The 12,640-nt window shown below is 35.6% G+C and carries 15 protein-coding genes and 1 pseudogene; 9 read left to right on the plus strand and 7 right to left on the minus strand.

Annotated elements, in window-relative coordinates; all coding sequences use genetic code 11:
* Nucleotides 1–1,632 (plus strand): T9SS type A sorting domain-containing protein (locus ACNQGG_RS03460; protein WP_417961574.1); only part of this gene is annotated, 1,632 nt, incomplete at its 5' end.
* A gap of 463 nt (nt 1,633–2,095) precedes the next feature.
* Here ACNQGG_RS03460 and ACNQGG_RS03465 read toward each other — a convergent pair.
* Entirely contained in the window at nt 2,096–2,617 is a 522-nt protein-coding gene (locus ACNQGG_RS03465) for a DinB family protein (RefSeq protein ID WP_417961576.1), read from the minus strand.
* A gap of 438 nt (nt 2,618–3,055) precedes the next feature.
* On the opposite strand from ACNQGG_RS03465, the gene ACNQGG_RS03470 reads away from it, so the two are divergent.
* The 4 genes from ACNQGG_RS03470 to ACNQGG_RS03485 all read left to right on the plus strand — a co-directional run bounded on the left by ACNQGG_RS03470 (nt 3,056) and on the right by ACNQGG_RS03485 (nt 6,129).
* Entirely contained in the window at nt 3,056–3,781 is a 726-nt protein-coding gene (locus ACNQGG_RS03470) for an IS3 family transposase (protein ID WP_417961578.1), read from the plus strand.
* Between the two features lie 218 nt (nt 3,782–3,999).
* Nucleotides 4,000–4,218, plus strand: coding sequence for an integrase core domain-containing protein (locus tag ACNQGG_RS03475; protein WP_417961851.1), 219 nt, complete (start codon nt 4,000–4,002; stop codon nt 4,216–4,218).
* Nucleotides 4,219–4,521: 303 nt separating this feature from the next.
* Entirely contained in the window at nt 4,522–4,812 is a 291-nt protein-coding gene (locus ACNQGG_RS03480) for a helix-turn-helix domain-containing protein (protein WP_111410209.1), read from the plus strand.
* Between the two features lie 60 nt (nt 4,813–4,872).
* Entirely contained in the window at nt 4,873–6,129 is a 1,257-nt protein-coding gene (locus ACNQGG_RS03485; protein ID WP_417961581.1) for a type II toxin-antitoxin system HipA family toxin, read from the plus strand.
* Nucleotides 6,130–7,258: 1,129 nt separating this feature from the next.
* Here the strand turns inward: ACNQGG_RS03485 and ACNQGG_RS03490 are convergent.
* The 6 genes and pseudogenes from ACNQGG_RS03490 to ACNQGG_RS03515 all read right to left on the minus strand — a co-directional run bounded on the left by ACNQGG_RS03490 (nt 7,259) and on the right by ACNQGG_RS03515 (nt 9,222).
* A complete protein-coding gene (locus ACNQGG_RS03490) occupies nt 7,259–7,420 on the minus strand; it encodes a hypothetical protein (RefSeq protein ID WP_417961583.1) in 162 nt (53 codons plus the stop codon).
* 200 nt (nt 7,421–7,620) lie between these two features.
* Nucleotides 7,621–7,761 (minus strand): annotated as a pseudogene (locus ACNQGG_RS03495) (DDE-type integrase/transposase/recombinase); the annotation flags it as partial.
* Nucleotides 7,752–8,285, minus strand: a complete 534-nt coding sequence (locus tag ACNQGG_RS03500; protein ID WP_417961852.1) for a zinc-binding dehydrogenase — start codon at nt 8,283–8,285, stop codon at nt 7,752–7,754. The gene ACNQGG_RS03500 and the pseudogene ACNQGG_RS03495, both read right to left, overlap by 10 nt.
* 55 nt (nt 8,286–8,340) lie before the next feature.
* Nucleotides 8,341–8,541, minus strand: a complete 201-nt coding sequence (locus ACNQGG_RS03505; protein WP_417961585.1) for a hypothetical protein — start codon at nt 8,539–8,541, stop codon at nt 8,341–8,343.
* Nucleotides 8,542–8,563: 22 nt separating this feature from the next.
* On the minus strand, nt 8,564–8,971 hold the full coding sequence (locus ACNQGG_RS03510; RefSeq protein WP_417961587.1) for a Cif family virulence factor: 408 nt from the start codon (nt 8,969–8,971) through the stop codon (nt 8,564–8,566).
* A 29-nt stretch (nt 8,972–9,000) separates the two neighbouring features.
* On the minus strand, nt 9,001–9,222 hold the full coding sequence (locus ACNQGG_RS03515) for a tautomerase family protein (protein WP_417961589.1): 222 nt from the start codon (nt 9,220–9,222) through the stop codon (nt 9,001–9,003).
* A 293-nt stretch (nt 9,223–9,515) separates the two neighbouring features.
* On the opposite strand from ACNQGG_RS03515, the gene ACNQGG_RS03520 reads away from it, so the two are divergent.
* From ACNQGG_RS03520 to ACNQGG_RS03535, 4 genes are all read left to right on the plus strand, one after another.
* The gene (locus ACNQGG_RS03520) at nt 9,516–10,346 is read left to right on the plus strand and encodes a helix-turn-helix domain-containing protein (RefSeq protein ID WP_417961591.1); all 831 of its coding nucleotides are present in this window, start codon (nt 9,516–9,518) and stop codon (nt 10,344–10,346) included.
* Nucleotides 10,347–10,427: 81 nt separating this feature from the next.
* Nucleotides 10,428–10,991, plus strand: a complete 564-nt coding sequence (locus ACNQGG_RS03525) for an ester cyclase (RefSeq protein WP_417961593.1) — start codon at nt 10,428–10,430, stop codon at nt 10,989–10,991.
* A 70-nt stretch (nt 10,992–11,061) separates the two neighbouring features.
* Nucleotides 11,062–11,895: a 4,5-DOPA-extradiol-dioxygenase gene (gene ygiD / locus ACNQGG_RS03530; protein ID WP_470303372.1), complete on the plus strand. Its 834-nt coding sequence runs from the start codon at nt 11,062–11,064 to the stop codon at nt 11,893–11,895.
* A gap of 68 nt (nt 11,896–11,963) precedes the next feature.
* Entirely contained in the window at nt 11,964–12,632 is a 669-nt protein-coding gene (locus ACNQGG_RS03535) for an alpha/beta hydrolase (protein ID WP_417961597.1), read from the plus strand.
* The last annotated feature ends 8 nt before the right edge of the window (nt 12,633–12,640 follow it).

Below are 12,640 nucleotides of genomic sequence, written 5' to 3' on the forward strand. Positions count from 1 at the left end.
GGCCCTTATATGGTGAACTTCAATGGCGCAGGATTCTTGGCTCAAGCCTCTCCAAAAGTATATGCAGGCCTTACCGCCGGTACCTACACTTGGATTGTTAAAGATGCCAATGGATGTATTGTACAAGGTTCAGAGACTATTGCACAACCAACCATTTTGGTAGCTTCGGCAACTCCAGTAAATCCTAGATGTTGTAATGAACCAGATGGTTCAATTACACTAACATTCAGCGGTGGAACAAGTCCTTATATGGTCAACTTCAATGGTGCAGGCTTCGTGGCTCAAACCTCTCCAAAAGTATATACAGGCCTTATAGCCGGTACGTATACTTGGGTAGTAAAAGATGCGAATAATTGTATCTTTACAGGCGGCACGGTTACTTTAACCAATCCACCATTGATAGTAGCATCATCAGTCCTTGTGAATCCTAAATGTAACGGAGGAACCGATGGTTCGATCACAATTATTGCTTCAGGAGGTACTGGTGCACTAACGTACTCTATCGATCAAGGGGTGACTTATCAAGCATCCAATGTATTTACAGGGCTTGCTGCAGGAGAATACAAATGGAGAGTAAAAGATGCCAATGATTGTTTATTGAAAGGCACATTTATCTTAACCACTCCACCAGCTGTAATCGTATCAGCAACTCTTGTGAACCCTAAATGTAACGGTGGAGCCGATGGTTCAATCACGGTGAACGCTACAGGAGGCACAGCTCCATTGATGTACTCTATAAATGATGGAGTTTCTTACCAAACATCTAACGTGTTTAATGCACTGGCTGCAGGACAATACAAATGGGCGGTAAAAGAGGCCAATGGCTGTATTTCGAAAGGAACGGTTAATTTAATCAATCCACCAGCGATAGTTGCATCAGCAACACCAGAAAATCCTAAATGTAATGGAGGAACCGATGGATCTTTCAGTATTACAGCAACAGGAGGAACAGGTATACTGATGTACTCTAAAGATGACGGATTGACTTACCAAACATCTAATTTATTTAGCGGTCTAGCCGCTGGAGATTACAAATGGGTGGTAAAAGATGCCAATAACTGTATCTTGAAAGGAACTGTTACTTTAGTAAATCCGACATTAATAGCGGTATCTGTAGCAGCAGTAAATCCTTCCTGTTGTGAAGCATTAAAAGATGGTTCAATCACCTTGAATGCTACTGGCGGAACAGGTACATTGATGTACTCTATAGATAATGGAGTTTCTTACCAAACATCTAATTTCTTTGGTAATTTATCTGCAGGAGAATACAAATGGGTGGTGAAAGATGCTAATAACTGTCAAGTCAGTGGCATCGTTACTTTACGAAATCCAAGCGATCCAAATGCACGATCAATAGCTACGAAAACCGCAACAGCTGATTTTACGGCTTACCCTGTTCCTTTCAAAGATGTTCTTACAATCAGATACGATTTTGATTATACCTCTGATGTAAAAATTGAAGTATTTAATGCACAAGGTATTTTGGTACTTTCAAAAACGGAGACAAATAGTTATTTGAGTAAAGAAATCATGCTACACCTTCATACATATCAAGGACAAGAGCAGATTTTTATTGTAAAACTGACTACAGATAGAGGAAGCAGTATCAAAAAAGTAATGTCTTCTAAATAACTTCTAACACTTAACTAGTCCTATAAAATATTGAGAAGGATTAGAGTTACATTAAACCTCGGAAAGTAAAACTTTCGAGGTTTTTTGTTGTGTTTTACAAAGCTAAATAATATAAGTCCCAAACGAGTCTCCTAATGGGAATCGTTAGTTGCGAGCAAGGGAGCTCAGGGCGACCTCAAATCTGAAGGAAGCCGGAGACAAAACTATGATTGAACGAATAGCAACATAATACAAGGCTTCCTCTATAGACTATTGAAACAGGAATATACAGAATGTCCAGCCCAATTGTTTTTTCTTATCAAATCAGCAATTCTATGAGTTATTCCAATATTTTTATCATTTTTATTTGATTTGCCAGATTGTATTATAAACGTTAATTGTTCATAGGCCTTTGAACTCGCTTTATCTTTAATTGAAAGGGTTAAAAAGTTTCTTTGATCAAGTAAAAACAAAACTCTTGTTATCAGTTATTTATATTTTCTTTATTCAGTTTTTCTGTTTCAATTTTTCCAAGAAGCCATCGCAAAGATGATAGATGTTCAAAGTCATGGCTACACAAAATGTGTATTAATGATTTCAAGGTAATATTTCCATACCCCTCAAAATAGGCTATTCTGTTCCATTTTGATTCATCAATTTCCTCAATCATTACCAACGTTTTTTTTCTTGCATTGTAAAAATCATAAATGACTTCTGAAAGCTTTACATTTTGATAATCTTTTTGAATAGACAATTTGTAGTCAATTGTTTTTAAGATTGGATAATTTTCATTTAAGATAGCTTGTATGTGTAAGTGATATTCATTCCTTTCAATGTCATTGAGATGACAAATTTGTTCAATTGCAGAGAATCTTTCTCCTGGAATTCCGTCCCAAGATTCAGGTTTCCATACTAAATCGTGGGTAGAGAATAATTGCAAAATTTTAATAACCTCTGCCGTCATACTTGAAAGCGAAAAAAATAATTTTGATTTTAAATTTCCCATTATGCTTTTATAATTTGTAAATTATTTCATTACCTTTTTTGAATTTTCCTTGTTTTTTTCAATGATTATTAACCATTTGAGTAAAAACTAAAGCTGAGTTTTAATAACTGTTAGTAACACTCATTTTATTTTCCAGCTACATATTCCATTGTTTTTCTGCAAAATTCCCTCATTCTTCTTTATATTTAAATGGAATTTGATAGACTCTTTCATTGATCTTTTTTTTCCAGAAAGATCAAATAATTTTACACTAATATTAGAGTTCCATTTAGGCTACGTATAAAACCAGATTATTTCAAATATAAATGAAATATCAATACAATTATTACCTTTACAAGAAAATGATTTAAGGCCTGAAAATTAAGCGACCCCATTTGTGGAGTTCATACCTAAAAATGGATGCAGAACACTAGACCTTTGGTTTTTAAAACAAAAAAAATGCAAAAACCAAGGCAATCATACACGTTAGAATTCAAGCGCAAGGCTGTAGCGATGGGCAATACACATTGCAGTATTATAAGGGCCTCGCGTGAACTGGGTACAAGCGCGGAAAATATCCGAAGATGGAAGAGCCAGCTCGATGATGAAAGATTGGGCAATAGAGCAAAACAGACTACGGAAAGTACACTTCTGCAATTAAAAAGGCTGAGGAGAGAGCTTGCAGAAGTCAAGCTGGAAAGAGACATATTAAAAAAAGCTGCCAGCATTCTATTTAGCAGAACACAGGTTAAATTTGAATTCATAAGAGAGCACAGAGACTGCTATCCTGTCGAGAACATCTGCAAAATACTTAGCGTCAGCAAGAGCAGTTATTACTATTGGAATGACAGGAAGCCATCCAAAAGAGCACTGCATAATCTTATCTTGCTCGATCAGATAAAAATCATACACAACCGGAATAAGAAAAGATACGGCAGTCCGAGGATTGCAAGAGAGCTGAAAGTCTCGGGCTTTCATGCCTCGGAAAAACTGGTCAGAAAACTGATGAAGCAGGCATCCATGCAGAGTGTCCTTAAAAGAAAATTTAAGACAACCACCGATTCTTCCCATAGCTATCCGGTAGCAGAAAACAAGTTAGACAGGGAATTCACCGTGGGTGGGGAAAATCAGGCCTGGGTGTCGGACATAACCTATATCAGGACAGCAAAGAGGTGGCTGTACTGACAACAGTAATTGACCTATTCGACAGGAAGGTCATCGGCTGGGCAATGTCCTCTGTGATCACAGCAAGGAATACCAGTGTCAGTGCCTCCAGAATGGCTCTTGTCAACAGACCAATTATTAATAATTCTCCCCTTATTTTCCACTCCGACCGCGGAATACAATACGCCTGCGGGGAATTTGTCCGAGAAATAGACAACTACAAATCGATTACCAGAAGCATGTCTGGAAAGGAAAACTGCTGGGACAATGCAGTTGCAGAGAGTTTCATCAAAACATGGAAGACAGAACTGATCTACCAGAATCGCTTTCGAAACAAGCAGGAAGCTGAGTCCTCAATTTCTGAATACATTGAAAAATTTTACAACACCGATAGAAGGCACGGGCATTTGGACAACCTAAATATTCTTGAATATCGAAAATTGCTGAGTCGAAATTGAAAAAGAATGGGCAAAAACCAACAAAGAATTTCACCCACGATAAAACGAGAGTAAAATACAGACGAATTCACTCTCATTTGATTGTGCATTTCAATTGTACTTTGCTGCGCAATATGTGGTAAAATGCAAATAGAAAAAGAAGATTCAGAAGATAATAATCCAATACTTCTTAAAAATAGTAATTAAAACAAATAGTCATAAAGACCCCAACAGCCCTAACTTTTAAAGATGAAAAAACACGAAAATGTTTGTTATTATGAACATAAACATTATTTTTGTTCATAATAATGAACATTTTAAATAATGAACAGAAAGAAACAAACCGTTTTTCCTAAGCACCAAATGACATTAGAACAGATGGGAGAAAACATAAAACTAGCCAGGAAAAGAAGAAAGCTAACCGCTGTTCAAGTAGCAGAAAGAGCAGATATTGTTAGGACTACTTTATATCAAATAGAAAAAGGTAATCCTAGCGTTGCTATTGGCGCTTATTTTAATGTGCTAAGAGTATTAGGACTTCAGGATGATTTTCTAAAACTCGCTGCAGATGATGAACTGGGAAGAAAACTCCAAGATCTTGAACTCTTAAAATAATAGTATCATCCAGAGCACAGTCAATAAAACGCTAACCATCAAAAAACAAAACCATTCCTAATGTCCACCAACAAAACCGACATATACGTTTACGCACATTGGAAAGAAATGTCTGAACCAAAAATCATTGGTGTCCTATCGGCACAACAAGCCAAAGGTAAAAAAACATTCAGCTTTAAATACGATAACGAGTGGCTTAAATCAGAACAAAAATTTATACTCGACCCAGATATTCAATTATACGGTGGTCCACAATACCCAAACCAGAAAGAAAACTTTGGCATATTCCTAGACAGTATGCCCGACACTTGGGGACGCACATTAATGAAACGAAGAGAGGCTCAGTTAGCAAGAGAAAATAATGAAAAACCTAAAACGCTGTACGATATTGATTTTCTTTTAGGAGTATACGATGAAAGCCGTATGGGAGCATTGCGTTTTAAAACAAACCCCGAAGGAGATTTTCTGGACAACAATAAGACAGCTTCTACTCCACCATGGTCATCCATTGGTGAATTGCAAAACGCAGCGGCTAATTTTGAAAATGACGATGATAGTGATGACGTAAAAAAATGGTTATCCGTTTTAATGGCTCCAGGTTCCTCATTAGGCGGAGCAAGACCAAAAGCCAATGTCTTAGATGCTGATGCTGATAAAAGTCTTTGGATTGCCAAATTCCCATCTAAAACAGATACAACCGATAAAGCAGCTTGGGAATTCTTAGCTTATCAACTGGCAATCAATGCCGGAATAGAAATGGCTTCCTGTCGTATAGAAAAAATAATGGGAAACTACCACACATTTTTCACAAAACGCTTCGATCGGGAAAATGGTGAAAGAATACACTTTGCATCCGCCATGACAATGACCAGAAATAATGAAGATACTATCCGGGACAATCCAGCAAGTTATTTAGATATCGCTGAATTCATTAGCAACTACGGAGCAAACATTGAAGCTAATTTACACCAACTATGGCGCAGAATAATCTTCAATATTGCCATTTCCAATACAGACGATCATTTAAGAAACCACGGTTTCATACTAACAAAAGAAGGTTGGATACTTTCACCTGCTTATGACCTTAATCCATCTATTGACAAAGACGGTTTAGCTTTAAACATTGATACCGATAATAATGATCTTGATTTTGAATTGGCAAAAAGCGTTGGCGAATATTTCCGTTTAAACAAACAACAAATGGAAACCATTATACAGGAAGTGCTACAGGTTATAAGCAACTGGAAAACGATTGCTAAAGAAATAGGAATTTCAAGAAGTGAGCAGGAGTTGATGATAAAAGCATTCCATTTTTAGTAATCGCGCTATACAATTTAATAAAGCATAATAATATTCCTAAATTTTCAAAAGAAAAATTTAGGAATGTAGCTAAAAAAGATATTGAAGGTTTTATAAGGAATAACAGTAAACTTATAGCGACAAAATAAGAACAACAATAAAATAAGTTATTGTGGTTTGAATCCAGTCAAGGTCACCTCAAAATACAATTAAACCAGCTTTTCAATCAAATATATTTTATACATTTGCACCAACCACTGGGCTAATGTGTTCTTAAAAAAGATATTCCTACAGATTAACAAAATGCTGTCCTTCAATTGAAATAATGGATAAAAGTTTGTTTGTTTTTATTTATTGTTGTTTTGTTCAGATTAGTACTCCAGTTGTACTTCATAATCTGTAAACCCTTATAAATACTGGGTTGCGAATTTCTGCATCGGCAATTACTATTTATTATAAAACTTAATTGTCATTACATTGTTACGACAATTAAGTAGATCAATTCATGGCTATATTATAGCTGCCATTCTCTAAAAATAATTAAGTAAATTTGAGAAATAGAATTTAAATAGCTTTCAACATAACCAGTTTATTTAAATCATGTATAAATTGGTTTATAAATTGTCTAGTAATGGTAATATTTACGTCACAAGTTATAGTACCCGATTTTATTTTCATTACTCTAATCATTAAAGTGTTCGACACTGGGTAAGAGTTCGACAGTCGAACTCTAACTTTCTTTCAACGACAACTTTTTACCTTTAAAAAACTTATAATTATTAAAAAACGTCAAAACAATTAGTTAAAAATTTTAAACTTAAAAAGTAATCACCAAAAAAATAATAATTTAAATAACTTAAAATCAACATATTAAATCATAATTTAAGCTATCAAAAAAAGTTAAAATCGGTATAAGGTGTTCGATTGTAATCCTGGCGACTCCACAAAAGGAAGGTGTCGAACACCTTCCTTTTTTATTATTCAAAGTGCTTATAATCAATCGCTTAATGATTCAATCATTTGGAAATTGAGACAAATTCCTTAAATATATTAAAAAAGAAAAGGGATTCGTTGGGAATCGAACACCTTAAAACACTAACAATCAATGTTTAAAACATAAAAAAAACAAGTGTTAGATCGAAATTTCTCACTCCCGTCCACTATCCTTATTTTTTTCATAGAATTCTTCAAGTGTCTTTCCCACAATTACTCGGACAAACCAATCAACTATAGCAACACGTTTTTCCTTTTCTTTACTCTTTTTTTTACTTCCATCACTTTTTTGAGACTTACTAGATTTTGGTTTCATGGCAAGATTATTAAATCAAATTGCAAAAACTTTTATCAAAGTTTATAATTCAATTTAAATTGATCATTAAAGAATAAAGATTTTTAGATTAATACTTAGGTTCTGTCTCAGCTGTCGATTATAAATCTAATTATTATTGCTTTCGGTTGGTTATGCTACCAATGAACAGAATGATTTAAAAATAGTTACATCAGGATTAATCATCTATTTCTTAACATTTGTACAACTTCAATTCCACTTAACGTTCTTTTAGCTGATTCAAAATCTTTAAATCCTAATCCATTTATAATTCTCCACTTGACAAAACGATGATCTTGCTCGACAATGTTGTTTAAGTATTTACCGTAGCGGGGATATATTCCATAGGCGCAAAATCAATAATTGACCATTCTTCCGACAACATACCCGTCATACAAACAGTGCCACCACTCACTACACATTTCAACGAATCTCTTAATGTAGAAGTACCTACCAATTCTAGCAGCTTATCAATTTTAAATTGAACTCCGTTTTGAATAATCTGACTAAGATTACCATTGTCAATAAGAACCTGATCGGCCCCATTAGCTAATAATAATTCTCTCTTATCCTCACTTCCGGTTGTTGCAATTACAAAAAGTCCTGCTTTTTTAGCGAGCTGGGCAGACAGCATTCCCACTGAAGATGTACCTCCTCTAATGAGCAGTGTTTCCCCCTTAGATACTTTAAGAGCCCGGTATAAAGAACCATATGCAGTTTGAAACATTTCAGGAAGGGCGCCAAGAATTCCCCAAGACAGTGTACTTTCAAAAGTATAAACAAGGCTTGCGGGAAGAACCGCATATTGCGTATAACTCCCATCAAAATCACGCCCCATTCCTCCCATAAAGGCAGCTACTTTTTGTCCTTTTTTCAGAATGCATGCTGGATCATACTCCACTTCACCCACACATTCTATTCCAATGTACTCTAGGAAAAACTACATTTGGTGACAGCCCCTTTCGTGTCATGAGTTCTGAACGATTAAGTCCAAAGGCTCTTATCCTGATTAATATCTGACCGGCTCCAGCCACAGGAATGTGACGCTCTTCAATAGAGAAGTTTTCAGCTCCACCGGCCTTTAGTAACACAACTGCCTTCATAAATCAATTTTTCGTAAATTAGTTACACTTCACGAACATTATTAAAAATATAGCGATAAATCTTCCAGCGCTCCGCTGTCTTTTTAAGGATAAAAAAATCAGTACTGGTCTTAGTCAGAAGTTTTAAATCTGAAATACGATTTTCTGTTGTAATTGCAAAAGCTTCTACAAAAGCAAAATCTCCCTCTATAGCAATCTCCTTTACAGCATAACTAATTTTAAAATTAGACCGTCTTAGATATCCTTTATCAGTTGTTCCTAATTGATCACGACCTATAATTTTTTTCATACCCTCAGGTATAAATATGCCATCCTGGTCAAAAAAGTCAGGAATTGACGCTGTCTGCGCGGTATTTAGTACCTCTGCAAAATTGCCCAGTACTGTATTTACAGCTTCTCTTTCCTTTTGGAAACTCATATTGATTTTCATTTATTATTAAATCTAGTGACACTTATTTCTTAATAACCTGGCTTTTTATAAAGCTTGTCCATATTTGGCTTTATTTCTTTTTCATATACCTCTTCCATCCAAACATCTTCAGCTACCTCAGTGATACCAATAGAAATCGCTGCTTCAGGTTTATCAGTACCTTCCATAATAATTTTAGTGATTTCTTGCGCTATTTTTTCTTTTTGTTCCTCAGAAACTCCAGGATACATTTTTACAACAATATGTGGCATTCTTTTTCTTATTTAATGTTTAACTTTAATTTTACAGTAAATCATTTACACATGATGATTCTGTAGTGCAAAATTGCAATAAAACGGTCCTTACAGTTAATAAACAAGTTTAAGAAATAGTCTTAATTTAGTTTTATATTGCTTCTTAAACTAGATTAAGACTTTACCGTATTACTTTATTTAATTTTGCAAAAAAAATGCCCAAGTTTTCTATCTAATCTTATCCTGTAGAGAATCTGCTGTTGCTTATTATAAATTATAATTATCTTTAACATCCTTTTAAAAAGCAAACTATGACAGAAATTTTCAATATGTTTCGCCTTACAGCTGCTGAATCACAGAAGATAATGCATTCTGTGAATGAGCCCCATACCCACAATTTTGAAGAACTTATCATAGGTGGGCAAGGTCAGCTGGAACATTTTATAGATTTCAAATCCCATCTAATGGATGCTCCTTTTGTAAGTTTTGTAACACAAGGGAAAATCCATCGCGTCAAGCCACTTCTTAAAGATGGTAAATGTGACATGTGGGTACTAAGGTTCAAAAGTGAATTTATCGCAGAAACCACCTTCAGTCTTTACGCATCATTCCATGATAAAGCCAACATCTCAATGCAGAGTAATAAATGTTTTGAAAAGTTAGACACTATATGTAAAATAATTTATGATGAATATCAACAGGAAGCTCCTGATCTTTCTGTAATCAGACAATTATTGAGTGCGCTTTTTACCATAATAGAATCCGAACGCCGAAAACTCAATCTGAACGATGATGAGTCAAAAAAAATACAAAGCAGCACTTTTAAAAATTTCCTACGATTATTGGAAGAACATTATAAAGAACCGAAAGATGTAAATTTTTATGCAGATAAACTTTTTATGTCCTCGCGCAACCTAAACCTCATTTGCCAAAATATATTACAGCAAAGCGTCACGGAAATTATCGAAATCCGTAAACTTACCCAGGCCAAAAATCTTCTGATGTCCACTGATAAAAATGTGGCTGAAATAGGTTATGAACTTGGTTTTAATGAAAAAACGTATTTTACCCATGCCTTCAAACGTAAAGCAGGATTGACTCCAACGGAGTTTAGAGAAGAAATACAGAAGATGCTTTCCTAAAAACACAACCTTTCTTCCGAAAAGTGTTACCTCAACCTTGTTATTAAGTCTCAACTTTGCATCATTAAAAAATGATACATTATGAAAAATTCAATTACAAGACAGGTAGCTGGTGTAATACTAGTTTTTACAGCTCTGAGTACTACAGCTTTTGCACAAAAAAAAGAAGATAATGCATCTTTGGTAAAACAAATTAAAGAACTTACCGCTGCTAACGCTCAAGTAGCGAAACATCTTGAAACTTTTGACACTTTAGACTATATAGTTTTCAGTAATCATGAATTTACACGTTTGCACGAAAGCCATGCAAAAAATATTAAGGTACACTTTCCTGACGGTCATACTGAGGTGGGTCTAGAGCAGCATATTAAAACTCTTGATGCGATGTTTGTATATGCTCCGGACACCCGCATTAAAGAACATCCATTTAAAATTGGCTCAGGCAATATTACTGCCGTAATGGGTTATATGGAAGGTACGTTTACACAACCGATGCCCGCAGGTGATGGTACTTTTATACAGCCTACTGGTAAGAAATTCAAATTACCAATGGCAACTATTGGAGTTTGGGAAAACGGTGTAATGCAAGAAGAATATCTTTTTTGGGATAATCAATCTTACATAAATCAAATATTAGGTAAATAAAAAAAGTAAAAAAATGGATAGAAAAGATTTTCTTAAAACCATGGCCATTTTACCATTGGGAGCTGCAGCAATGCAGCTCAGCTCCCTTAAAACAGCCACCGATGCTTTTGGTCCTACCGAAAGGATGCCTGTACTTTTTCTTGGACACGGTAATCCTATGAATACCCTAGCAGATAACAGTTTTACTCAAGGTTTTCAGCAAATGGCAAAAACATTGCCTAAACCAAGGGCCATTCTTTGTATATCAGCTCACTGGGAAACCAAAGGTACTTTTGTAACGGCAATGCAAAAACCAGAAACTATTCATGATTTTGGAGGTTTTCCTCAGGCGCTTTTTGACGTTCAATATCCTGCACCAGGAAGCCCGGAACTCGCATTGGAAACTCAAAAACTGATCACTTCAACCGCTATCGGGTTGAGCAATGAATGGGGACTGGATCATGGCTGTTGGACAGTTTTGAAATTCCTATATCCCAATGCCGAAATTCCTATTGTCGAAATGAGCATTGACTATACCAAACCTGCTTCTTATCATTATAAATTGGGAAAAGAGCTGGCAGCATTAAGACGCAAAGGTGTTCTAATTGTTGGAAGCGGTAACACGGTACACAATTTACAATTGGCCGCATGGGATAAAATGATGCTACCCGGATATGCTTTCGAGTGGGCTCATATTGCGAATGAAAAAATGAAAAAAATGATTCTTGAGAATGATTACCAGTCTCTTATCAATTTTGATAAACAGGGACGTGAGTTCCAGCTCGCCGTACCAACTCCTGAACACTATATTCCTATGCTTTACACTCTCGCTCTGAGGGAAAAAGACGAAAAGGCTACTGTCTTTAATGACGCCATAGTAGCCGGATCCCTTAATATGCTTTCTATAAAAATAGATAAGGCATGATGATAAAAAAACATTTTTGGATTTGCTTTAGCATCCTAATTTTAATTTCAATCTTTAGTTTTACCATTATGAATTCCAGCAAAGAAAAAACAACACTACATTACCTTGTAAGACAACCCAAAACCAAAATAACAAATCCGCCTTTACTGATACTATTACACGGTGTAGCTGGAAATGAGCAAAATCTTTTTTCTTTTGCCAACGACTTGCCTGACAATTTTTTAGTAGTATCAGCACGTGGGCCACTTACTCTGGGACCGCAAAGTTTTGCCTGGTTTCAGGTAAATTTTACCAGCGGACACCCCCAGATCAACGAGCAGCAGGCCGAAGCTGCCAGAGTAACTATTCTTGATTTTATTGAAAGTCTTAAAAATGACCTTGATTTTGATGATAAACAGGTTTATTTGATGGGCTTCAGCCAAGGAGGTATAATGAGTTACAGCGTGGCTCTTACTGAACCTGAAAAAATTAAAGGAATCGCTGTAATGAGCAGCAGGCTGCTTCCGGAAGTTAAACCTCTTATTGCCGATGAAAAACGTCTTGAAAAACTTAAAGTTTTCGTTTCCCATGGCAGACAGGATGCGGTACTTCATTTTCCTTTTGCAACTGATGCCGTATCGTATCTTCAAACAAAGGGTATAAAACCCGAATTCCATCAATACGATGAAGGTCATACTATCAATAAACAAATGTTTGACGACGTAAGTCTTTGGTTAAAAACAAATAGTGCTCAATAATAATTTCC

Origin of the sequence: Flavobacterium esculini (assembly GCF_048284325.1) — a bacterium.
GTDB lineage: Bacteria > Bacteroidota > Bacteroidia > Flavobacteriales > Flavobacteriaceae > Flavobacterium.